The organism is Paraburkholderia sp. BR13444 (assembly GCF_040948755.1).
In the GTDB taxonomy this organism is placed as follows: domain Bacteria; phylum Pseudomonadota; class Gammaproteobacteria; order Burkholderiales; family Burkholderiaceae; genus Paraburkholderia; species Paraburkholderia youngii.
The window spans coordinates 208,221-230,199 of record NZ_JBFPKM010000003.1 but is presented as its reverse complement, the minus strand read 5'-3'; the positions used below and the strand labels follow the sequence as shown (position 1 = coordinate 230,199).

At 63.6% G+C, this 21,979-nt stretch carries 19 protein-coding genes; 8 read left to right on the top strand and 11 right to left on the bottom strand.

Features of this window, described 5'->3' with window-relative positions:
* The 3 genes from AB3X95_RS10015 to AB3X95_RS10005 all read right to left on the bottom strand — a co-directional run bounded on the left by AB3X95_RS10015 (position 1) and on the right by AB3X95_RS10005 (position 3,449).
* Positions 1–1,206: an ABC transporter ATP-binding protein gene (locus AB3X95_RS10015; protein ID WP_176111208.1), complete on the bottom strand. Its 1,206-nt coding sequence runs from the start codon at positions 1,204–1,206 to the stop codon at positions 1–3.
* Positions 1,207–1,249: 43 nt separating this feature from the next.
* A complete protein-coding gene (locus AB3X95_RS10010; RefSeq protein WP_176122003.1) occupies positions 1,250–2,401 on the bottom strand; it encodes an SRPBCC family protein in 1,152 nt (383 codons plus the stop codon).
* A gap of 124 nt (positions 2,402–2,525) precedes the next feature.
* Positions 2,526–3,449: a LysR family transcriptional regulator gene (locus tag AB3X95_RS10005; RefSeq protein ID WP_176378220.1), complete on the bottom strand. Its 924-nt coding sequence runs from the start codon at positions 3,447–3,449 to the stop codon at positions 2,526–2,528.
* Positions 3,450–3,618: 169 nt separating this feature from the next.
* On the opposite strand from AB3X95_RS10005, the gene AB3X95_RS10000 reads away from it, so the two are divergent.
* From AB3X95_RS10000 to argE, 4 genes are read left to right on the top strand one after another with little or no spacing between them, the layout of a single operon-like run.
* Positions 3,619–4,977, top strand: a complete 1,359-nt coding sequence (locus AB3X95_RS10000) for a flavin-containing monooxygenase (protein WP_368621224.1) — start codon at positions 3,619–3,621, stop codon at positions 4,975–4,977.
* Positions 4,977–5,408, top strand: coding sequence for a RidA family protein (locus AB3X95_RS09995; protein ID WP_176378218.1), 432 nt, complete (start codon positions 4,977–4,979; stop codon positions 5,406–5,408). Before AB3X95_RS10000 ends, AB3X95_RS09995 begins: the two co-directional genes overlap by 1 nt.
* Before the next feature lie 10 nt (positions 5,409–5,418).
* The gene (locus tag AB3X95_RS09990) at positions 5,419–6,096 is read left to right on the top strand and encodes a DUF1028 domain-containing protein (RefSeq protein ID WP_368621223.1); all 678 of its coding nucleotides are present in this window, start codon (positions 5,419–5,421) and stop codon (positions 6,094–6,096) included.
* Positions 6,089–7,252, top strand: coding sequence for an acetylornithine deacetylase (gene argE / locus AB3X95_RS09985; RefSeq protein ID WP_368621222.1), 1,164 nt, complete (start codon positions 6,089–6,091; stop codon positions 7,250–7,252). The genes AB3X95_RS09990 and argE overlap by 8 nt, the downstream gene beginning before the upstream one ends.
* 7 nt (positions 7,253–7,259) lie before the next feature.
* Here the strand turns inward: argE and AB3X95_RS09980 are convergent, their stop codons facing one another.
* Positions 7,260–8,594: an NRAMP family divalent metal transporter gene (locus tag AB3X95_RS09980; RefSeq protein WP_368621221.1), complete on the bottom strand. Its 1,335-nt coding sequence runs from the start codon at positions 8,592–8,594 to the stop codon at positions 7,260–7,262.
* A gap of 301 nt (positions 8,595–8,895) precedes the next feature.
* Here AB3X95_RS09980 and AB3X95_RS09975 point away from each other — a divergent pair, with 301 nt between their 5' ends.
* The gene (locus tag AB3X95_RS09975) at positions 8,896–9,120 is read left to right on the top strand and encodes a hypothetical protein (RefSeq protein WP_176111200.1); all 225 of its coding nucleotides are present in this window, start codon (positions 8,896–8,898) and stop codon (positions 9,118–9,120) included.
* A gap of 13 nt (positions 9,121–9,133) precedes the next feature.
* On the opposite strand, the gene AB3X95_RS09970 is transcribed toward AB3X95_RS09975, so the two are convergent.
* Genes AB3X95_RS09970 through AB3X95_RS09955 form a run of 4 tightly spaced genes read right to left on the bottom strand, consistent with a single transcriptional unit; the run spans position 9,134 to position 13,807 of the window.
* Positions 9,134–10,120, bottom strand: coding sequence for an ABC transporter permease (locus AB3X95_RS09970; RefSeq protein ID WP_176122009.1), 987 nt, complete (start codon positions 10,118–10,120; stop codon positions 9,134–9,136).
* Entirely contained in the window at positions 10,117–11,097 is a 981-nt protein-coding gene (locus AB3X95_RS09965) for an ABC transporter permease (protein WP_368621220.1), read from the bottom strand. The genes AB3X95_RS09970 and AB3X95_RS09965 overlap by 4 nt, the downstream gene beginning before the upstream one ends.
* A complete protein-coding gene (locus tag AB3X95_RS09960) occupies positions 11,094–12,644 on the bottom strand; it encodes a sugar ABC transporter ATP-binding protein (RefSeq protein ID WP_368621219.1) in 1,551 nt (516 codons plus the stop codon). Before AB3X95_RS09960 ends, AB3X95_RS09965 begins: the two co-directional genes overlap by 4 nt.
* A gap of 35 nt (positions 12,645–12,679) precedes the next feature.
* Positions 12,680–13,807 (bottom strand): sugar ABC transporter substrate-binding protein, encoded by a 1,128-nt coding sequence (locus tag AB3X95_RS09955; protein ID WP_013093653.1) that lies wholly within the window; start codon positions 13,805–13,807, stop codon positions 12,680–12,682.
* 415 nt (positions 13,808–14,222) lie between these two features.
* On the opposite strand from AB3X95_RS09955, the gene AB3X95_RS09950 reads away from it, so the two are divergent.
* Positions 14,223–14,951 (top strand): FadR/GntR family transcriptional regulator, encoded by a 729-nt coding sequence (locus AB3X95_RS09950; protein ID WP_368621218.1) that lies wholly within the window; start codon positions 14,223–14,225, stop codon positions 14,949–14,951.
* A gap of 31 nt (positions 14,952–14,982) precedes the next feature.
* Here the strand turns inward: AB3X95_RS09950 and AB3X95_RS09945 are convergent, their stop codons facing one another.
* On the bottom strand, positions 14,983–16,629 hold the full coding sequence (locus tag AB3X95_RS09945) for an alpha/beta-hydrolase family protein (protein WP_368621217.1): 1,647 nt from the start codon (positions 16,627–16,629) through the stop codon (positions 14,983–14,985).
* 309 nt (positions 16,630–16,938) lie between these two features.
* Between AB3X95_RS09945 and AB3X95_RS09940 the strand changes: the two genes are divergently transcribed.
* Both AB3X95_RS09940 and AB3X95_RS09935 read left to right on the top strand, forming a co-directional pair.
* On the top strand, positions 16,939–17,328 hold the full coding sequence (locus AB3X95_RS09940) for an NUDIX hydrolase (RefSeq protein ID WP_184227549.1): 390 nt from the start codon (positions 16,939–16,941) through the stop codon (positions 17,326–17,328).
* Positions 17,329–17,368: 40 nt separating this feature from the next.
* Positions 17,369–18,634 carry a DUF2252 family protein gene (locus AB3X95_RS09935; RefSeq protein ID WP_368621216.1) on the top strand — a complete coding sequence of 422 codons (1,266 nt, stop codon included), beginning with the start codon at positions 17,369–17,371 and terminating at the stop codon, positions 18,632–18,634.
* 40 nt (positions 18,635–18,674) lie between these two features.
* Here the strand turns inward: AB3X95_RS09935 and AB3X95_RS09930 are convergent, their stop codons facing one another.
* Entirely contained in the window at positions 18,675–20,999 is a 2,325-nt protein-coding gene (locus AB3X95_RS09930) for a PAS domain S-box protein (RefSeq protein ID WP_368621480.1), read from the bottom strand.
* 193 nt (positions 21,000–21,192) lie between these two features.
* The gene (locus tag AB3X95_RS09925) at positions 21,193–21,963 is read right to left on the bottom strand and encodes a DUF3047 domain-containing protein (protein ID WP_184227547.1); all 771 of its coding nucleotides are present in this window, start codon (positions 21,961–21,963) and stop codon (positions 21,193–21,195) included.
* Positions 21,964–21,979 lie beyond the last annotated feature (16 nt).

Below are 21,979 nucleotides of genomic sequence, written 5' to 3'. Positions count from 1 at the left end.
CTAGTTGGCTCCTGCGATAAGTGGCGAGGCGGACGAGGGAACGGCAACAGTGGAATAATCGGCGCCGCCGGACACGGCGGAGGATTTCGGCGCGGCCGCCATCGCGGGCAGCACCTTGCAGTCGTCGCGTCGCCAGGTCACGGCGGTCTGACGGCCGAGTGCGGGCAGATCATGATGCTGCGTGTTCGGCACCTTGACGACCATGCTTTCGCCGTGGCCGAGCTTCAGATGCACGCGATGATGATCGCCGCAGTAGACGAGTTCCTCGACCAGCGCGTGCACGACGTTCATGTTCTGTCGTGTCGCTTCCTGCACGGCTTCCGGCGTCGCGGCAATGTGCGCGCGCTCGGGTCGCAGCGCCAGCACCGCCGCGTCGCCTGACGCGAGCCCGGCGCCTGGTCGTCCGCGCACCGTGCTGCCGTCGGCCAGCTGCATCGCGGCCCATTCGCCGCCGTCGGAATTGACGCGACCGGTCAGTCCATTGTTCTCGCCGACGAAATTGGCAACGAATGCGTTTGCCGCGTTTTCATAGAGCTCGGTCGGCGTGGCGGCCTGCTGGATGCGTCCATCGGAAAACACGGCGACGCGGTTCGACATCGTCAGTGCTTCGTTCTGGTCGTGGGTCACATAGACGATCGTCAGCGACAGTTCGCGATGCAGCCGCATGATTTCGTATTGCATGGTTTCGCGCAGGCGCTTGTCGAGCGCGCCGAGCGGCTCATCCATCAGCACCACGCTCGGCTCGAAGACCAGCGCGCGAGCCAGCGCGACACGCTGCTGCTGGCCACCCGACAGTTGCGACGGCCGCCGCCCCGCCAGATGCGATAACTCCACCATGTCGAGCACGCGCGTCACGCGCGTTTTCTGTTCGCTGCGGCTCACCTTGCGCACGGACAGCGGAAACGCGACGTTCTCGGCAATCGTCATGTGCGGGAACAGCGCATAGTTCTGAAACACCATGCCGATATCGCGCCGATGCGGCGGCTTGTCGTCCAGACGCTTGCCGGCAAGGCGGATTTCGCCGCGGGTCGGCGATTCGAATCCCGCCAGCATCATCAGTGTCGTGGTCTTGCCGGAACCGGACGGACCGAGCAGCGAAACGAATTCACCGTGCCCGACGTCGAGATCGAGTCCCTCGACGACGCTATGCACGCCGTCGTATGACTTGCTGACGCCGTCGAACGAGATAAATGGTTGGCTTGACATGGGCATCTCGGCAGAGTGTTGGCGGTCTACGTGGGGCGGCGAATCACGTCGGGCCCACGCGTCCCGCCAGATAGCGGGCGAAGTCGTAATTCGGCCGTTCGAGCGGGCTCAGGTGGCCGGGCTTCGCGAGTGGCGCGTGCACGCCGCGAAACACCGCCTCGACGCCGCGCCGGTCCTCGGCGTTGACTTCGTCGAGCAGCGTCTTGAGCGTCGCCATGTAGTCGGCGGCGCGCGGATCGTCGACGAATTCCGGCGCGAGGCCGCCGCCGAAGCGGATATGCACGCGGCCGACGCCCCGCGGCTGCAGGATCAGATACCAGAAGTAGCCGGGGGTCAGCGTGATCAGGTGGGTCGGGTAGATCGCCAGCAGCGCGGTGGTACGACGCCAGTGCCCTTGCAGGCGCGTGTTGGCGGGATGCGCGTTGCCGATCGGCAGCGATGCTTCCTTGGTGATCCAGTGATAGTTGAACGCCGCCAAACCCGGCGGACATTCCATTTCTTCGAGCTTCGAGTGCGGTCCGACCGTTGCGCGATGCAGCATCGGCAGGTGGTAGCTCTCCATGAAATTTTCCGCGAGGATCTTCCAGTTGGTGTCCCACACGTGCTCTTCGTGGAAGGTCTCGACGTAGTCGCCCATGCCGTACGGCGCGATCAGCTTCGTCAGCTCGGACAAATGCGATTCCACCGCAGGCGCGCGCGTGTTGAGCGTCACATAGATCCAGCCTTGCCACGTCTCGCAGCGCACGGCAGGCAGCCTGTATTGGTCCTTGCAAAAGCCCGGCTGCTGATCCATCAATGGCGCGCCCGCGAGCGCGCCATCGAGCGTGTAGTTCCATGCGTGATACGGACACACGATCCGGCGCACGTTGCCGCGCCCTTCGAGCAATACCGACATGCGGTGCAGGCAAACATTAGAGAATGCGCGCAACGCGCCGCTCGCATCGCGCAGCACGAACACCGGCTGGTCGTCGATCTGCGCGGTCAGGTAGTCGCCGGTCTGTGCCAGCGCGCTCGCGCGGCCCACGCACAACCACTCGTTGCGAAACACGTCACGCTGTTCGAGCGCGAGAAACGCCTCCGACGTGTAGACGGCCGGCGGCATCGCGTGTGCATCCTCGAACGGACGCTCGCAGTTCTCGCGCAGCGCGTGAACGATGTCGAGCTCAGTGTCCGTCGACTGAAGAATGGCTGACATAGGGGCCCCCATCAGTGTTTGCATCCGATGAGCACCAATCTAACAATCCAAATTACTAGGTAAAATATTGTTTTTGCATGCAGTGCATAGCACGTGGCTATGCAGTGACACTTCCGGGCTCCTGTTAGCCGATGCGCAGACGCCGGATATACGTTTCACAGAATGCCGAAAAGCGCTTCACCACCTCGCGCGGCTTGACGGCGGCCGATAGCGCAATGCCAAGCGTCGTCGCATTGACACTCTCCCTGAAATGTTTAATCACGAAGTCTTCGCCGTCCACGGTCCGGGTCGACTTCAGCGGGAAGTTGAGTATGCTGTAACCCAAGCCGTTGGCGACCATGCCACGCACCACTTCAGGCTGTGACGAGCGGAACGCCGCGGTAGGCCGGCTGCCGACCGCGTCGAACAGCGCGGAAAAGTACTCGCGGCTATGCGGAAGATCCAGCATCACATAAGGCTCTGGCAGCAGATCGGCCAGCGACACCTGGCGTGCCCGTGCAAGCCTGTGTGTTTTGGGCAGGATGACATACGGTGGCAGCGAAAGCAGCGGGGTAAACGCGATTCCATCGGTGATATCGAGGCTGTAGGTCAGCGCGATATCGAGCGAGCCGTCGTGCAGGCCGCTCAAGAGCGTGTCCTGATGCGCTTCCGTGGTACGGAAGGTGATCGCCGAATAATCTTGCACGAAGCGGCTGATGATGCCGGGCATCAGCGGCGGCGCCAGCGACACCATGCAGCCGAGCGAGATGGAGCCCGACATGCCGCCGTCGATTTCGGTCGCGGTCAGCTGTAATTCTTCGGCGTTCTGAAGCAGATTGCGAGCGTGGCCGAGCAGATCGCGGCCCGGCTGCGTGAGCGACAAGCCGCTCGCGTGATGGCGGATGAACAGCTGGACGCCGAACGATTCCTCCAGATCCGCGAGCGATGTCGAGATAGACGGCTGAGAGATATGCAGCCGCTTTGCCGCGGCGGTGAAGGAAAGCGTTTCGGCCGTGACGACAAAATACCTGAGCTGACGCAACGAGTAGCGGATCGAGGTGCCGTCCATCAATTGCTCCGTGTTCGGTCGAATCGATTGTCGCTCGACAATTGTCGCTTGCATAGCGAAAAACGATGCAAAGCATTTTTAAAATATAGTTTTTGTTGCCCGCCGCGCGGCGTACATTCTGTCCGACCGAGAGACCCGAATCCAGAGCGCATTTCAGAAGGAGAAGGCCATGGCGGCTGAAAAACTGTCGATCGACACGCTGGTCATAGGCGCGGGTCAGGCTGGCGTGGCGATGAGCGAACATCTGAGCAAACTCGGCGTGCCCCATCTCGTGCTGGAGCGCGACCGCATCGCGGAACGCTGGCGTACCTGCCGCTGGGATTCACTGGTCGCCAATGGTCCCGCCTGGCACGACCGCTTCCCTAATATGGAGTTCGAAGGACTCGATCCCGATGGCTTCGCCGGCAAGGATCAGGTCGCCGATTACTTCGAAGCCTATGCGCGCAAGTTCAATGCGCCGATCCGCACCGGCGTCGAAGTCACGAGCGTCGAGCGTCTGAAGGGCCGGGCAGGCTTTGCGGTCGCAACGTCCGACGGCACGATCGAAGCCTGTCGCGTCGTCGTTGCGACCGGGCCGTTCCAGCGTCCCGTCATTCCCCCCATCGCGCCACAGGACCTCGAGCTCACGCAGCTTCATTCGGCCCACTATCGGAACCCTGAGCAACTGCCCGAAGGCGCGGTGCTCGTGGTGGGCGCGGGGTCGTCCGGCGTGCAGATCGCCGACGAACTGCAACGCGCGGGCCGCAAGGTATATCTGTCCGTCGGTGCGCATGACCGTCCGCCGCGCGCCTATCGCGGTCGCGATTTCTGCTGGTGGCTGGGTGTGCTCGGCGAATGGGACAAGGAAGTCGCCGTGCCGGGACGCGAGCATGTGACCATCGCTGTCAGCGGCGCGTACGGCGGCCAGACCATCGATTTTCGCCGGCTTGCGCATCGCGGCATGACGCTCGTCGGCACGACGAAATCGTTCGCGAATCGCGTTGTGACCTTCGAACCGGACCTCGCCGTCAATCTGAAGCGTGGCGACGAGTACCTGATGTCGCTACTCGACACCGCCGACGACTACATCGAGCGCAACGGCGTAGACCTGCCGGAAGACCCCGACGCACGCCTGATTCCACCGGACCCGGAGTGCGTCACGCATCCGCTGCCGGACCTGGATCTGCACAAGGCGGGGGTGAGCACGATCATCTGGGCCACCGGCTATGCGGTCGATTTCAGCTGGCTGCACGTGAACGCGTTCGACGATAAAGGCAAGCCGCAGCATCAGCGCGGTGTATCGAAGGAACCTGGCGTGTATTTCCTCGGCCTGCCGTGGTTGTCGCGGCGCGCGTCGTCGTTTATCTGGGGCGTCTGGCACGACGCAAAGCACATCGCCGATCACATCGTCACGCAGCGCAAATACCTCGCCTATCGCGACGCGTCGCAGCGTGAGCAGGACGCGCGCGGCGTGCATGGCGCGAATGCACCCGATACCGCGTGCGACGCATCGCACGCGCCGAAGACCAAAGAAGTGGGAGTGAACTGATGCCTACGCATACCCGCATCCGCATGTTCAATACGAAGGACACGTACCCGAACCAGTCGCTCGATAACGATCTTTGCCAGGCGGTTCGCGCGGGCAATACGGTCTATGTGCGCGGCCAGGTCGGTACAGATTTCGACGGCAACCTGATCGGTCTCGGCGATCCGCGCGCGCAGGCCGAGCAGGCGATGAAGAACGTCAGGCAGCTTCTGGAGGAAGCCGGCAGCGACCTGTCGCATATCGTCAAGACGACGACTTACATTACCGATCCTCGTTATCGCGAGCCGGTGTATCAGGAAGTCGGCAAGTGGCTGAAGGGTGTGTATCCGATTTCGACGGGGCTTTGCGTCAGCGCGCTCGGCCAGCCGCAATGGCTGATGGAAATCGACGTGATCGCCGTGATTCCGGACAACTGGACGCCCGTGCAGGGGTAAGGAGCCACCCATGACATTCTCGATCGTCGGACGCTGTGGGAACACCGGTCAGCTCGGTATCGCGATCAGTTCGTCGAGCATTGCCGTAGGTGCGAGGTGTCCGTGGGTGCGCGCGGGCGTCGGTGCGGTGGCGACGCAGAACGTGACGCTGCCCGCGCTGGGCCCGCAGATTCTCGATCTGCTCGAAAGCGAGCGTATCGCGCCGGACGCTGCGCTCGAACGGGCGCTAGGCGCGAGCGAATGGAGCGAGTACCGGCAGGTGACGGTGGTCGACAGTGAAGGTCGAACCGCGCTGTTCACCGGCAAGGAAGCACTCGGCGTGCATCACGCCGTCGCGGGAAATCAGTGTGTGGCAGCGGGTAATCTGCTCGCCGGCAAACCGGTGATCGACGCGATGGTGAAAGCGTTCGAGAGCGCGCAAGGCGCGCTTGCCGATCGTCTGCTGCACGCGATGCATGCTGCCGTCGAAGCCGGCGGAGAAGCCGGGCCCGTGCATTCGGCGGCTTTGAAGATCGTCGATACACACGTCTGGCCGGTCGTCGATCTGCGTGTCGATTGGGCGGATGACGATCCGATCGGCAAACTCGACGCGCTATGGCAAGCGTATCGGCCGCAGATGCGGGACTACATCGCGCGCGCGTTGAATCCGACCGCGGCGCCGAGCTACGGAGTGCCCGGCGATGAGTGAGTTGTCGAGCCGTGCGCTGCTCGAACGGCTGATTGGTTTTGCGACTGTCAGCCGCGACTCCAATCTGGAACTGATCGGCTTCGTGCAGCAATACCTCGCGGATCTAGGTGTGGAAAGCGAGCTATTCCATAACGACGATCGCACCAAGGCGAATCTGTTCGCGACCATCGGGCCGCGAGACCGTGGTGGCATCGTGCTGTCCGGGCATACCGATGTGGTGCCCGTCGAGGGGCAGGCATGGACCGTGGAGCCGTTTCGGCTCACCGAGAAAGACGGGCGCCTCTACGGACGCGGCACGGCCGACATGAAAGGCTACATCGCGTCCGTGCTGGCGGCAGTGCCCGCATTCCTGAGGCTGAAGCTCGACGTGCCGGTGCATCTCGCGTTTTCGTACGACGAGGAAGTGGGCTGTCTCGGCGTGCGGCCGATGCTGGCCGAACTCGAAAAGCGCGCGCATAAGCCGCGCATGTGTCTAATTGGCGAGCCGACCGAATTGAAACCTGTGCTCGGCCACAAGAGCAAGCTCGCGATGCGCTGCCACGTGAAGGGCGCGGCATGTCATTCCGCGTACGCGCCGCAGGGCGTCAACGCGATCCAGTACGCGGCGCGGCTGATCCACCGGCTGGAGCAGATCGGCGACGAACTCGCGCAGCCGGAACACCATGACGCGCGTTTCGATCCGCCGTTCTCGACGGTGCAGACCGGTGTCATCAAGGGCGGACGCGCGCTGAATATCGTGCCCGCCGAATGCGAGTTCGATTTTGAAGTGCGCGGCGTGCCGGGCTTCGATCCCAACAGGGTGGTGGACAAACTGCAAAGCTACGCGGCAACCGAACTGCTGCCGAAGATGCGCGCGGTGCAGCCCGATACCGATGTCCGTGTGCAGATGCTGAATGCGTATCCTGGACTCGCGACTTCGCCCGATAGCGACGCGGCACGCCTGCTCGCGATGTTGAGCGGATCGGAAGAATACGAAACGGTCGCCTTTGGCACGGAAGGCGGACTGTTCACGCAGGCGGGCATTCCAACCGTGGTCTGTGGACCCGGCAGCATGGATCAGGGCCACAAGCCTGATGAGTTCATCACGGTCGAACAACTGAACCGATGCGACGCGATGTTCGCGCGCCTCGCTGAACATCTACGAAGCCTGAAGTAGCCCGGTCTCATCGCGACATACGCTCTACTGCGTCGAGCACGAAGTGCGCGACCACGACCACGCCGGTGGTCAGGGTCGCGAGCCAGCAGAGCGCGCGTAAAGACCAATGCGCGACGATTTCGCCGACCGCTTCGCGTTTCGCACTCAGCAGCACGAGAAGCACCAGCACGGGCGTAATCGTCATACCGTTGACGATGGCGCTCCAGTACAGCGCCTTGACAGGATCGACGCGCCATAGGCCGAGCGCGAGACCAAGCAGCGTCCCCAGTCCCGCGAGCGCAACGAGCAAAACGGCAATGCGCCGATCACGTTGTTTGCCGCGGGGCCAGTCGAACGAACTCGCGACCGCTTGCGCAGCGGAACCGGCAAGCGGAGGTAGTGCGAGCAGCGCCGAGCCGACCAGCGCAAGCCCGAGCAGGGGGCCGGCATAGCCCTTCAGGAGCGGTTCGAGCGCTCGCGAAAGCTCCGTGGGCTCGCCGGGCTGCGTCTGTGCGCCATGCAGCGTCGCCGCAGCCGCAATCATCATGCACGAAGCCGCCACGCTCGATAGCGCGGTGCGTATCAAGGTCTGATTGCGCAATCGGCGAAGCTGCTCTGACGAACGACGGTCGCCGCGCGCGGCGTGCTGTTCGTGCTGCCGATGTTCTTCTTGAGCTTCCTGCTCGGCCTGCGAAAAAAGCAGATACGGACTCATCGTCGTACCGAGCACGGCCATCAGCATGGTCACGAAATCTTCTTTCCACTCGACGTGTGGCACCAGAGAGCGCAGCACGACCGTGTGCCACGGCACATCGACGATCAGCAGCACGCCGACATACGCGAACATCGGCAGCATCAACCATTTGAGCACCTGCGCATAGCGCGCATACGGAATGAACCATTGCAGCGCGATCGACGTGCAACCGCATGCAAGTGTCGGCAGCCAAAGCGGCCCATGCGTGAAGCGTTGGATGACTACGGCCATCGCCATCACATTGACCGCGATGTTCAGCGTGTTCGCAATCACGAAGCGCGCCACGGCGAAATAGAAGAACACCGGCGAATAGTGCGCGCGCATGTTCGCCGTCAGGCCGTGTCCCGTGACGGCCGCGACACGCGCCGAGACCAGTTGCAGCGCAACCATCGACGGATACGACAGTACGCAGGTCCACAGCATGTCGTAGCCGTACCACGCGCCCGCGAGTGAATAGGTGGCGATGCCGCTGGGGTCGTTATCGCAACCGAGACTTGCCAGCCCCGGTCCGAGATCGGCGGCCCATGAGCGCGCAGGCTGCGACGATGAAGCGGGCGTACTGCCTTGTGCGGCGCGGGACGAACTGCGTCTGTCGGGGGGAGATTGCATGCGGTTGATCGTCGGGAAACCGGGGATGCTGTAGCGCTCGCACGAAACGTTCCTTCGTCGAATCGAACCATTGGCCACGCCGACTACATGCGCGACGCCCCGATGGTCGCCACCACTGAAGCGCTATCCGGTGCTATATTTTTTGCGTCGTCATTTCTATGACTATTGCTACCGCGCGCCACATGCAGCAGACCACGCCGACGGTAAAACCGGACATGTCGGAGATTCCGCCGTTAATGACACTCGAAGAGAATGCGCATCGCATGCCCACTCGCGCCGCAACCGCAGGGGTCGGGGGCTAATGGAAACGAGCGACTACGACGGGTACACGTTGTGGGGGCATGCCATCCTTCAGCAGGAAGGCGAGGGCATCCTGCAACCGGAGCGCTATGCGGCGAGCGGAACCATCACCCGGGGCGGAAAGCTGGTCGAAGCATCGGGCATTCTCGGACTATTCGATAGCGAGGAAGAAGCCCACCATGCAGGCCTCGATTGGGCGCGCGCGTGGGTGGATGCGCATGGATGAGCGTGGCCGTGGCCTAGGTTTCCCGCTTGCTGCGTCCATAAAGCAGCAGCATCGCCGCTATCACCACGCCGTAGATGATCTGACGTCCCGCTTCCGGCATCTGCGCGACTGAAAGGATCGACTGCAATAGCGTGATCAGAATCGCGCCCGCCACGGTGCCCAGGTATGAGCCTCGGCCCCCCAGAATCGACGTGCCGCCGAGCACGACTGCCGCGATCGCCGGCAGCAGGTAGGCATCGCCCATCGACTGAGCTGCCTTCGATGCATAGCCGGCCAGCAATACGCCACCGAACGCCGCGAACCCGCTGCACACCGCAAATGCGGCCACGGTCACGAGCCGCGTATTGATGCCGGACAGATACGCGGCGCGCTCCGTATTGCCGATCGCGTACAGCGTGCGCCCGAAGATCGTCCGCGACAGCAGGAACACCGTGGCGCCGCCGATCACCACCCACAGCGCAACGGCATTCGGCACGCCCGGTACGAGCCAGCCCGCGGCGAGCCATCGCATCACCTGTGGCGCGGAATCCTGCGGCGACGATCCGCCGGTATAGACGATCATGATGCCCTGCGCGACCGCATTGGTCGCGAGCGTGGCGATCATCGACGGAATGCGCAGCAGCGCGACGAGGATGCCGTTGACGACGCCGATCAGCACGCCGCAACCGATCCCGACCGGAATCGCGAGAATCTGTCCGAGTTCGCCGTGTCCCGCTACCGCGCACGCCATCATTGCGCCGACCGTGATCGTCCACGGCAGCGACAAGTCGATGTGGCCGAGCAGGATCACCATCATCAGGCCGGTCGCGATGATGCCGAGGAAAGCGCCGACCTTCAGTTGCAGCAGGATGTACTCCGGCGACGTGAAGCTGCGCGAAAACATTCCGCCGACGAGCAGCAGCGCGACGATGCACGCGAACGCGATCACGATCGGTTTGTCGACTCTGCGCGTGAGCTTCGACACGAACGTGCTGCGGCCGTTTGCCGAGACGTGGCTCATTGAAACCACTCCAGACGATTGCGTACCCTGAACAGCCCGCATGCGCCGATCGCGACGGCGAGCAGAAGAATCACACCCTGAAATAGCGGCTGCCACAGCGCATCGACGTTGAATACGAACAGCAGGTCACCGATCGAGCGAAACGCGAATGCGCCGAAGATCGCGCCGATCGCGCTGCCCTTGCCGCCGAGCAGCGACACGCCGCCTATCACCACCGCGGCGATCGAAAACAGCGTGTACGAGTTGGCGCTGCCGAGGCTCGCTTCGCCGGTGTCGGTGAAGAAGGTCAGAAACAGGCCGCCGATCGCGGCGAGCAGGCCGGCCAGCGTATAGCTCGCGAACTTTGCGCGGCGGATCGGCATGGCGGACAGAAACGCCGCCGGTTCGGACGAGCCGGTCGCGTACGCCGCGCGCCCGATTGCCGAGCGTTTGAAAGGTACCCAGACGAGCAGTGTGGCGGCGAGCAGAATCAGCAGGCTCGCCGGCAGCACGCCGGCGACCTTGCCGGTCAGTGCGTCGGCGAGGTTCTCGTTGATCGAGCCGCCGGGCACGGGGCGCAGCAGCAGCGCCAGTCCGTAGAAGACCGCGCTCGTCGCGATCGTCGTCACGATCGGCTGCAGCCGGCCGAAAATGATGATCACGCCGTTCAGCGCGCCGCACAGCGCGCCGGCCGCGAGCACGCCTGCGATGCCGAGCGCGCTGTGCAGCGCGTCGCCGGTGACGATCCACGAGCCGATGCAATTCGTCAGCACCAGCGTCATGCCGATCGACAGGTCGATGCCGGCCGTCAGCACGACGAGCGCTTGTCCCATCGAGACGAGCGCGAGCAGCACCGCCTTGTTCGCTGCGGTCTGAAACACGTTGGCCGACAACGCGGACGGATAGTTGAGCAGGTAGATCGCGAACATCAGCACGAACAGGCCGAACGCGAACACCGCCCCGCGATTCTCCGCATACCAGTAACGCAGCCCGCTCATAGCGCGACTCCCGTGGAAGGCGAAACCTGTCCGACGGGCAGGTCCAGTGCGCTCGCAATCAGGTTCTGCTCGGTGATCGCCGAGCCGACGAGTTCCTTCTTGATCCTGCCTTCGTACAGCACCAGCACGCGGTCGCAGCAGCCGATCAGCTCGTCGTAGTCGGTCGAATAGAACACGATCGCCGCGCCTTCGTCGGCGAGGCGTCTGAGCAGCTGATAGAGCTCCTGCTTGGTGCCGACGTCGATGCCGCGCGTCGGGTCGCTGAGCAGTAGAATCCGCGGCTGCCGGACCAGCCACTTCGCGATCACCACCTTCTGCTGGTTGCCGCCCGACAGCGAGCCCACGGGCGCATCGATGCTGAACGACTTGATCGCGAGCAACTCCATCATCCGGTCGACCAGCGACTGCTGGCGGTCGCGATCGATTACGCCGGCGCTGGACATGCGATCGAGCGCGGCAAACGACAGGTTCTCGCGCACCGACATCGGCAGCATCAGGCCTTCGGTCTTGCGGTCCTCCGGGATCAGCGCCATGCCGATTCCGTTGGCGCGCGCGGCCCTCGGGCTGCCGATCGACACCGCTTTGCCATCGACCTCGATCGTGCCCGCGCACCCGCGCAACACGCCGAACAGCGCGAGCAGCAGTTCGCGCTGGCCTTGTCCGTCGAGGCCGCCGAGGCCGAGTATTTCACCGGGCTTCAACGAAAAGCTGATGCCTTGCAGCGTGTCGCTCCACGCGAGATCGCGACACGCGAGAACCGGAGCGGCGCTGCGTCCGTTGGCGGGTTTGGCCGGGAACACGTGCTGGTACTTGCGGCCGATCATCATCTCGACGACTTCGTTGTCGGTGCGCGTGCCGGCCTCGAAACTCATTACATGACGGCCGTTCCGGTAGACCGTGCATTCGTCAGCGAGCGCCTTCACCTCGTGCATCCGGTGCGAGATGAACAGCAGCGCGAGCCCCTCGTCGCGCAGGCGCTTGAGCACCTCGATCACGCGCGCCACGTCGGCCGCGGTCAGCGCCGACGTGGCTTCGTCGAGGATCAGGATGCGAGGCTCGTGCGCCAGCCCCTTGGCAAGCTCGACCATCTGCTGGCGCGACAGCGGCAGGTCCCGGACCTTTGCAAGCGGATTGATGTCGGCGGCGCCCGCTCGGGTGAGCGCCTCCTCGGCCTGGCGCCGCTGGGCCCGGCGGTCGATCATGCCGAAACGTCGCGGCGGGTTCGAAGCGAAGATGTTGTCGGCTACGCTCAAGTCGGGAATGAGCGACAGCTCCTGATACACGCAGACGATGCCGGCTGCGTTCGCCTCGGCCGGCGATGCGAACGCGACCTGCCTGCCATCGTAGTGCATCGTGCCCTCGTCGGGCTGCACGACGCCGGACATCACCTTCAGCAACGTGGACTTGCCCGCGCCGTTCTCGCCGAGGATCGCGTGAATGCGGCCCCTCTTCACCGTGAGCTCGGCGTGATCCAGCGCGACCGCGCCGCCGTAGCTTTTCGACACGCCAGACATCTGAAAGACCGGCTGCGCTGCATCCTGCGGCATGCTTCGTCTCCCGTCACATTCCGGCCATCATCCGATCACTGGTTGCCCTGGGTCTGCTTCATGATCTCCTGCGCGGAGAAATTGATGCCGCAAGTCGGAAACGAGTTGCCGACGAAAAAGTTGTCGGAGTCGTTCGGGAAATAGTTGACGCCCGACTTCAGCTTCGAATCGTCGGTGACGTCTAGCGGCAGCTTGATCGAGACCGGGACCGTCTGGCCGTCCAGCGCGGCGAGCGCCGTCTTGATCGCTACCGCCACCTGCGCGGGACCGGTGCCGGCCGACGTGCACTTCAGGCCCTGGCCGCCATACTGCGCGCAGAACTTGCGAAAGCCGTTCTCCGTCTCGCCGCCGAAGGGCACGAACGGATGCTTCGCATCGATCATCGCGCGCACGACGCCCGTGTCGCCGCCTTGCGCCGAGATTCCATCGAAATGACCCTGCACGGCGATCGCGTCGGCGGCGGCCTTTTGCGCGACCCCGTCGTCCCACTTGCCGTAGACCTGCACGACGTTCCACTTCTTGCCGGTGTCGTCCAACGTTTTCATGAAACCATTGTGCCGGTCCGTGTCGACCGACGTGCCCGCCACTCCGCGAACCTCGAGCACCTTGCCGCCGTTCGACAGGTGGTTCGCGAGCCACTTGGCCCACAGCACGCCGAGCCCGTACTGGTCGACGTTGACGTTGATCGCGTCTTCGCTGTCGAGGATGTTGTCGAACGCGATCAGCACGACGCCGGCGTTCTTCGCGCGGCGGATCGCGGGGCCGAACGAGGTGGGGTTCTGCGCGTCCACGATGATCGCGTCATAGCCGGCATCGATGAAGTTGTTGACGGCCGAAATCTGCGCCGGCACGTCCTCGCCGGTCGAGACGACCTTGAACTCCTTGAGCTTCGCGGCGACGGCCGGCTGTGCCGCATAGGCTTTGGCCGTCTTGATCATCTGGATGCGCCAGGTGTTCGCGATATAGCCGTTCACGAGTGCGATCCGGTAGGGCCCGTTCTTCTTCGGATACTTGATGTACTTCGTGTCGCTCTTCCAGGGGACCATGCATGTGGGATCGCTGGACGGCCCGGAAACGATCGTTGCCTGCGCGAAAGCCGCGCTTGCGCATAGCGTGAATGCCGCGGTCGCCGCCGCTCGAAGCACCTGGATTCCTGAAAGCATGTCGTCTCCTTTTTGTTGGATTGAACTTGCCGATTGCCGGCGAACATGGCGGTCATGAATCGCCGCCGAATTCTGTGCGTGAAGCAGGGAATCTTGCGGAATTGTGCTGCAGCGGGGCTGAATCGGACTCGCCGAAGCAGCGGAATGACTTCTTCAAAGGCGTCGCCTCCGAAGCAAAACGAAGGGCCGGCGCGAACTCAGTCACGTCTGACAGTACTGGCATACCAATCCCCGCGCGATAGTGGTTTACCACGGCGTCGCGGGCGGACTCGAACAGTCTGAAACCCCTGCTGAATCGGCTCGAGGCCAACAAAAGTGGCGCCGGGCCCGTGGCGGCCTGATCCGTCAATTGGTGTACCATTTTGTCGAACTCGAACCGATCCTTTGGCCGCTTCGAAGCTTTCGGGAATCCTGAATGGACGAGCTTTCACACATGCCGAACGGCCGCGGTGCCGATGAGGACGCGACCGACCGTTCCTATGTCGGACTCGCGAAGCAGATCTACGATCTGATCGCCGCCGGCGACGTCGGGCCGCGTGCGCGCCTGCCTTCCGAGCGCACGCTGGCCGAACGCTTTGGCGTGAGCCGCACACAGGTGAGGGAGGCGATCATCGCGCTGGAAGTGCAGGGCGTGGTCGAGGTTCGTGTCGGCTCGGGCATCTATGTGGCAGACGCGCCGGACCCGCGCTCCGCCATGTTCAAACTGCCGCGCGGGCTAGGCCCGATCGAGACGCTGCGCGCGCGGGTGGTGATCGAAAGCGGGATCGCCGCGTTAGCCGCTACCGAACGCAAAGATTCAGACCTGGACCGGCTGTTCGCCGCGTTACGCGCGATGCGCGAAAACATGCATGACAAAGCGGCGAACGAGGCCGCTGACCGTGATTTCCATTTGGCAATTGCGCGGGCGACGGGAAACGAAATGCTCCGGCTCGTGGTGACCGCGATGTGGGACAACTCCCGCGCCGACCCGCTGTGGAAAAAGATCGAGGAGCACTTCCACACTCCCGCATTGCGGGCGGCTTCACAGGATGAGCATCAGCGCATCTTCTCGGCGATCATGGCGCGAGACGCGGCCGCTGCGCGCACGGCGATGCAGGCGCATCTGACGCGGGTCATCGGCGAGTTCACCCAGGCGTGGCGTTAGCGCCGCTCCAGGCTGTTCGCCTTCTGCCCGGTCACGGCTCTGTTTCGTCGCCAGCAACGTTGTCGAGGAAACGGGCGAGTCGTTCGGTGTCGGCCTTCGTCCAGCCGTCGGGCGGCACCACGCTGGCCCAGCCGCTGACGTAATCCTCCGAAGAGTAGTTGTGACCAAAACCCGGCGGCACGGCGAGCTGATGAATCTGATCGCCCACCGCCTGCACGCCCGAGACGATCGGAAACCAATGCATCGCGCGAGGCATGTCGAAGCCGCGAGGCGGAGCCATCCATTCTGGCGGCCACCAGAATGCTCTGACGCTCCAGAAGACAGCCGGATCGGCCGGATGCTGAAGGTACACGATTCGCGGGGCCGGCCAGTCCGCATTCAGTGCCACCTGGTGCGGATCGCGATTCAGGAACCGTACGACACGCCCCCCATCGAAGATCGGCTGCCAGAAGGGCGACCCGCGATCGCGCTCGCGAGTGAGCTGCGCATGGATGAGGTTGCTTTGTTTGGCGCCGGCGATCAGCACGCCATCGGTCGCGGCCACCATATTGGCCACCGATGCGGATGCGTCCGCTCCCACGAAAGGCGCTTCCACTCCCGCGGCGCCGAGGCTCTTGCCGAACAGAACGAGCTTCGGCCGCTTTTGCGGTGGGAGCGTCGACCAGCGGGCGCGAACGGCGTTGAAGAGCGTGATACCAGCTTCGTCCGCGAGCCCAGCGTCCACGAAGATGGCGTAGCGGCTAGGCAGGAAAGAGTATTGAATCGCCACGATCGCCGTGTCGCCACCGTGCAGTTCCTCGAGCGAGGCGGCGGCTTGGGGCACGATCCAGCCCGTGCCGGTGGGTATCCACACGACCAGCACTTTGCGGTCGAATCCGCCCGCTCGCTCGAGCTCGCGGACCGCAATCCGCGCGCGCTGTTCGAGGGAGTCCGCAGAACGCACCCCCACGTAGACTCTCACCGGATCGACCAGCCTCGCATCTGATCCGTGGAACTTCGCAAGTTCTTGCCTGTTTGTCGCCGTTGCCACGAAGTCGCGCCCCATGCGTCCCAAGCTGTCCCATGCGACCAACGACATGCTGCTGCCGGACACCGTGGGCGACGTGGGGGACAGGGTTCCTTCGGTCGTGTTCTCGTTCCTCGGCTCGTGGACGAGATCGGAGCCCGTGGCGAGGGCGGGAAAAAACACTCCGCGACCGAGCGCGATGCCAATCACGATGATGAAGAGCGCTGTTGCTGGCACCGACACGATCGACGGGACGTGGCGCAGGATCACCCGGTTGACTGCGGCGACACCACGGGCCGCGACTCGCCCGATGACCACCAGCAGCACCGCCGCCAACGGCGACACCGCGCTCATCAGCACGCCATCCAACCAGCCGATGGTTGTCATCCCCATGAAACTACGTTGCTCGTTCTGCCAGCCGAGCCATAGCTTCGCGCCAGCGAACAGTGCAATGAGCCACGCCGCCGCCAGAACGATTGCTATGCGCCGGCGGCTCTCGCTGCCGGGCACGCGCCCCCATCGCTGCAGCAGCCGATGCACCCCGCAGCCAGCCAATGTGCCTACCCCGTAGCCGATGGCCAGACAAAACGCACCGACGACGGTTTGCGTTACCCACGACCGCGGAATCAGCGTTGGCGTCAGTGACTGCCACCAGAACACGAGCGCGAGCAACGAGCCGCTGAGCGTCGGCGTCCGAAGTGCGCCTCGGAGCCAGGCAGCTATCGGCTCGTGGGGGTTCCGCATGCGTGCTCGCTCAGATTGGCGCAGCTCGCACTTCGTCCCCGCGGGCCATCCGCAAAGGAGTCGAAGACACGAGCCGGCTTGATTTTGACGGTGCTTCGGGCCATGCATCGCATTGTATTTAGCTTTCTCTGGGTCGAACAACCTCGTGGCCTGCCAGTGACTTACCGAGTCAGCGCGCACGCTGCTTGCTCGTCGTGCTGCGATCGGCTCCCACGACTGAATGCCCGCAACTCAAAAATGAAAGATCGATCCACAATCCTATGCGTGCGCGACAGCAAGCTGCTCCTGGTCGCTCGCTCGCGCTCGCGCTGGTCGCTGCCCGGTGGCACGATAAAGCGGCTCGAAACCCCGCTGGACGCTGCTCGGCGCGAACTGGAGGAAGAAACGAACGTGGTCGAGGTCCACCTGACGTATCTGTTCCAGTTTGGCGGGCTCAACAAGCGGCATCATGTTTTCCTGGCCGAGTTCGCGCGCGACATATCACCTGAGCCCGGCAATGAAATCGCCCAATGCCGATGGTTTACTCCGATCAAGATCGAGACTTTGTCAGCCAGCATACCCACCCGGGAGATTGTCGGCCTGTTCGTTCGGCTTGACGATCGCGGCTATGGGCGCGCGGCCCGCTGAAGACAGGTGCGGCACGGTTTTAGCTACGCGGTTGTGGCAGATGGCCGTTGTAGCGAGGAGCACTGTCGTGAAAAAGGCGTTCTCAAAAAATTTTCCGGCTCCTGACCATCGGGCGCCTTTACTGGCAGAGCTTCGCCGGCACAAAATGGCTCGCACGGCATACGACTACGTACGCGGAGGCGCCAGGCGCTTTTATGCGTGGCTCGACAGCCAGCCTCCCGGCGCGTTGCCCGATGGTCCGCCGGTGTGGATTTGTGGCGACTGTCATCTCGGGAATCTCGGCCCGGTCGCGGATGCAGCGGGTCACGTGGCAGTCCAGATCAGGGATCTGGATCAATGCGTGATCGGCAATCCTGTGCACGACCTGCTTCGGCTGGGACTGTCGCTGGCCACCGCCGCGCGCAGCGCGGACTTGCCGGGCGTAATCACCAGCTGCATGGCGGAAGCGCTCATCGACGGCTACCAACAGGCCTTCGACGACACCCGCAGCAACGAGACGAAGCGGGCGCAACGGCCGGCAGTCGTGCAGGTCGCGATGAAAAGGGCACTGCACCAGTCGTGGCGCAAGCTGGGCCGGCAAACGATCGACGGCGCGGCGCCGTACATTCCTCTGGGCAAGCGTTTCTGGCCGCTGTCGGAAGAAGAAGCGCAGGCGGTTCGATCCCTCTTCGCGCCGCAGTCGGACCTGGCGATGGCAGAGGTGCTGGGCCCGGCGACAACAGGCGACGCGAAAATCGAGGTGCTGGACGCGGCGTTCTGGGTCAAGGGGTGCAGTTCTTTGGGGCGCCGCCGCTACGCGGTGTTGCTGGACATCGATGGAGAATGTTCTGCTGGCGGGCCCCCCTGTCTTGTCGACATCAAGGAAGCCGCCACCGCTGCCGCGCCGGCACACGTTGGGGCCCCGATGCCCCGCGACAACGCAAAGCGCGTAGCCGAAGGTGCCCGGCATGTGACTCCCCGGCTCGGCGACCGCATGCGCGCTGCGCGTCTGAACGGAGCGGCGGTCGTGATCCGCCAACTGATGCCGCAGGATCTCAAGTTCGACGCGGACCGGCTCACCGAAGCTGATGCCGTTAAGGCAGCCCATTTCCTTGCGCTCGTGATCGGGCAGGCCCATGCGCAGCAGATGGATGCCTCGACTCGTAAAGCCTGGCTGGGCGATCTGCAGGCAAGTTGGCCCAAATCGATCAAGGCGCCATCGTGGCTGTGGCGCAGCATGGTCGAATTGACCGTCGCAAACGAAGCGGAATATCTGGAGCACTGCCGGCGCTACGCTGTCGACCGGCGGGGCGACCAGGTCAGATAGCGAGAGGCTCCCGACGACGCGCCGGTGAGCGGAAATGCAGTCATTTCCGCTGACGAACGCCGGCCAGCACGCTTGCGAGTTCGTCGATGGTGAACGGTTTGCTCAATGCGGTCCAGCGAAATGGCATCGATGGCAATTGCGGGTTTGCGTATCCCGACGCAAACACGACATGGAGTGAAGGCGCTCGCGCGGTCGCCTGCTTCGCCAGTTCGATACCGTCGATATCCGGCATCCGCAGGTCCGTGATCAGCACGTCGAAGGGTTCATTTGCCAGCCACTCGAGCGCCTCACGCGGCGACGTCGTGAATTTTCCCGAATGCCCAAGCAAGCCGATCAGTTCGTTGGTCGCTTGAGCCAGGTTCACGTCGTCGTCGACCAGCAGGATACGCAAAGGGGCGACCGGGGCGCCGGGCGCCGCATCGCGCGAAGTGTTGCTACGCACGGGGTCGCCGACATCGAGCACCTGACGGATCTTACGCGCAAGCTGCTCGCGGCTGTACGGCTTGCTGAGCAGGTCGACGCCCGGGTCGAGCCTGCCGCCATGGACGATCGCGTTCTGCGTATAGCCCGACGTGAAAAGGACCTTCAGATGCGGCAGCAGCCGCAGACCCTGAGCGACCATGTCCGTGCTGCGGAGCGGACCCGGCATCACGACATCGGAAAAAACCAGATCGATATGGACGCCGCTGCGCAATACGGCGAGCGCTTCCTCCGCGGCGTCGGCTTTCAGGACCCGGTAGCCGAGGTCCGAGAGCGTGTCGAGGGCGGTCGATTGCACGTTCCTGTCGTCTTCCACGACGAGGATCGTTTCCGATCCTCCCTTGGGGGCCGGTGTGACGCGTGGCGGCAGTTCGACTGCCGGCCGGTCCGAGCGGGGCAGATACAGTTTGACCGTCGTGCCGTGCCCGACCTCGCTGTAAATCTTGATATGGCCGCCGCTCTGCTTGACGAAGCCGTATGCCATGCTGAGCCCGAGACCCGTCCCTCGTCCCTCCGGTTTCGTCGTAAAGAAAGGATCGAACGCGCGATCCACCACGTCCGGCGGCATGCCTGTGCCGGTGTCGGTGACGGCCAGCAGCACGTACTGGCCAGCCTGGATGTCCGGCACCGAGGCGACGTACTCGTCGTCCAGCATCGCATTGGAGAGCTCCATCGTCAGCTTGCCGCCCTCGGACATCGCGTCCCGTGCGTTGATCGCCAGATTGAGGATCACGTTTTCCAGCTGATGGATATCGACGAGGGTGTTCCACAAGCCGCCGGCGACGACCGTTTCCACGTCGATCGTCTCGTCGAGAGCCCGGCGCAGCAGATCGTCCATGCCGCGAAGCGCGGAGGCCAGGTTGATGACGACCGGCCGTAGCGGTTGCCGCCGTCCGAACGCGAGCAGTTGCGACGCGAGTTTCGAGCCGCGCTCGACCGCTGTTATCGCTTTTGCCACGCGCTCGCGAGTCCATTCGTCGCGGGAATGCCGGCTGTCGAGCAATTCCAGATTGCCGCGCAGGATTTGCAGCACATTGTTGAAATCGTGAGCAACGCCGCCCGTCAGTTTGCCGACTGCCTCCATCTTTTGCGACTGGAACAGCGCCTTGCGCGTGTCCTCCAGCATCCGGCTGGCTTCCATACGCTCGGTGATGTCGCGCGTGATTTTCGCAAAGCCGACCAGCGCCCCATCTTCGTCACGGATTGCATCGATCACCACGTGCGCCCAGAAGCGCCGGCCGTCCTTGCGCACCCGCCACCCTTCGGCTTCGAACCGTCCCTCGCTGGCTGCGATCGACAGTCCCCGTTGCGGCAGGTCGGCCGCGGCATCCTCGGGTGTGTAGAAGCGCGACATGTGCGAGCCGATGATTTCCTCGGCGCTATACCCGTTGATCCGGCGAGCGCCGGCGTTCCAGTTCGTGACGATCCCGGCGGGAGAAAGCATGAAAATCGCGTAGTCCGTCACTCCGTTCACGAGCATGCGAAAGCGCCGTTCGCTCTCGACGACGGCATCGTGCGCGGTCTTCTTGTCCGTCATGTCGCGCACGATCTTGCCGAAGCCGAGCACACGCCCTGTGTCGTCGGTCAGAGCGGTGATCACGACATTGGCCCAGAACCGTGATCCGTCCTTGCGGATGCGCCAGCCTTCGGACTCGGAGCGGCCGGTGCTGCGGGCGATATCGAGCAACGCAGCGGCGCTGCCTTTGTCGCGGTCGTCCTGCGTGTGGAAAATGTCGAAGCGCTGCCCGATGACTTCGTCAGCCAGAAAGCCATGAATTTTCTCGCCGCCGACGTTCCAGGTACGGATGATGCCTTCCGGCGAAAGTCCGATGACCGCATAGTCGATGACGGAGTCGATCCATCGCTGGGCCCAGTCGTCAGGCATGGATGGACCGGCTTGCGCGTCGTCTGGGGCTCGGTAGTCGTCGGGTTTCGAATGATTCATGCGATTCGATCCTGAAGAATATGATCTGGCAGCACGTGTTATGCCACACCCGGACAGGGTCGGGGAATCGGTTCGGGACCCGAGCCAGCCGCGTCACGCCGACCGGCTCGATCAGTTCGACGGCACCGGGTTATCAAGGCCCGGGAAGGAACTGGACATCCCCGTACCAGGCGCGTGTCGTGGTAGCGGTATTGTCGGTATCGGTGAGCAGCCCATAGCCCGTGATTCGTCCTGGCGGTTCGTGAAAGACCCGCTCGTAGTCTTGCACGATATTGCGGCGCAGACTTTGCCACCGACCCGCATCGCCGGGCTGACCGGAGACCACGATCATCTGCACGCGGTTCGTGCGGGGGTTGGCAATGACGGTGCCCGGCGCCGCGTTGGTCGACCAGACGTACATCAACGTCGCATAGGGCAGGTCTTCGCCGCTCAGTTGTTTGGCCAGCCCCATCTTCGCCCGGTCGAACATCGACAGCTTGCTCTTGTCGCCGTCGAACATGAACATCAGCCGCGCTGGCGCGTCTTCCTTCGACGCGACGCGGTTATCGGCGCCCGCGATCGGCCCATCCGCTTTCCAACGCCATGCCACGACGGGGGTGCGCGCGAGGTCGATATTCCCTTCGTGCATCAACGCAGAAGCGGAGCGGTTCGCGTCCGCCTGCAGCACCGTGGTGTGGTCGTCGTGAACCAGCGTGTATTGCGTGATGGGCTTGCCGCGCACCACCGGCAGGTTCTTCCAGCCAGCGGGCAGCGATGCGCCGGGCTCGCTCGTGGAAAAGGCGATACCGGGATTTTCGTCCTGGGCAAGAAGGGGGAGCGGCAACAACAGGAGCGCGACACATGCGGCGATCCAGGCTGGCTGTGCGGTTCGTTTTTGCGCTCGGCGGCTCGAAGAAAGGTGCATGGCGGTCGCATTCGTC

Coding starts and splice junctions, on each gene's coding strand:
- AB3X95_RS10015 (WP_176111208.1), bottom strand. CDS start 1,206: ATGTCAAGCCAACCATTTATCTCGTTCGACGGCGTCAGCAAGTCATAC.
- AB3X95_RS10010 (WP_176122003.1), bottom strand. CDS start 2,401: ATGTCAGCCATTCTTCAGTCGACGGACACTGAGCTCGACATCGTTCAC.
- AB3X95_RS10005 (WP_176378220.1), bottom strand. CDS start 3,449: ATGGACGGCACCTCGATCCGCTACTCGTTGCGTCAGCTCAGGTATTTT.
- AB3X95_RS10000 (WP_368621224.1), top strand. CDS start 3,619: ATGGCGGCTGAAAAACTGTCGATCGACACGCTGGTCATAGGCGCGGGT.
- AB3X95_RS09995 (WP_176378218.1), top strand. CDS start 4,977: ATGCCTACGCATACCCGCATCCGCATGTTCAATACGAAGGACACGTAC.
- AB3X95_RS09990 (WP_368621223.1), top strand. CDS start 5,419: ATGACATTCTCGATCGTCGGACGCTGTGGGAACACCGGTCAGCTCGGT.
- argE (WP_368621222.1), top strand. CDS start 6,089: ATGAGTGAGTTGTCGAGCCGTGCGCTGCTCGAACGGCTGATTGGTTTT.
- AB3X95_RS09980 (WP_368621221.1), bottom strand. CDS start 8,594: ATGCAATCTCCCCCCGACAGACGCAGTTCGTCCCGCGCCGCACAAGGC.
- AB3X95_RS09975 (WP_176111200.1), top strand. CDS start 8,896: ATGGAAACGAGCGACTACGACGGGTACACGTTGTGGGGGCATGCCATC.
- AB3X95_RS09970 (WP_176122009.1), bottom strand. CDS start 10,120: ATGAGCCACGTCTCGGCAAACGGCCGCAGCACGTTCGTGTCGAAGCTC.
- AB3X95_RS09965 (WP_368621220.1), bottom strand. CDS start 11,097: ATGAGCGGGCTGCGTTACTGGTATGCGGAGAATCGCGGGGCGGTGTTC.
- AB3X95_RS09960 (WP_368621219.1), bottom strand. CDS start 12,644: ATGCCGCAGGATGCAGCGCAGCCGGTCTTTCAGATGTCTGGCGTGTCG.
- AB3X95_RS09955 (WP_013093653.1), bottom strand. CDS start 13,807: ATGCTTTCAGGAATCCAGGTGCTTCGAGCGGCGGCGACCGCGGCATTC.
- AB3X95_RS09950 (WP_368621218.1), top strand. CDS start 14,223: ATGGACGAGCTTTCACACATGCCGAACGGCCGCGGTGCCGATGAGGAC.
- AB3X95_RS09940 (WP_184227549.1), top strand. CDS start 16,939: ATGAAAGATCGATCCACAATCCTATGCGTGCGCGACAGCAAGCTGCTC.
- AB3X95_RS09935 (WP_368621216.1), top strand. CDS start 17,369: ATGGCCGTTGTAGCGAGGAGCACTGTCGTGAAAAAGGCGTTCTCAAAA.
- AB3X95_RS09930 (WP_368621480.1), bottom strand. CDS start 20,999: ATGCCTGACGACTGGGCCCAGCGATGGATCGACTCCGTCATCGACTAT.
- AB3X95_RS09925 (WP_184227547.1), bottom strand. CDS start 21,963: ATGCACCTTTCTTCGAGCCGCCGAGCGCAAAAACGAACCGCACAGCCA.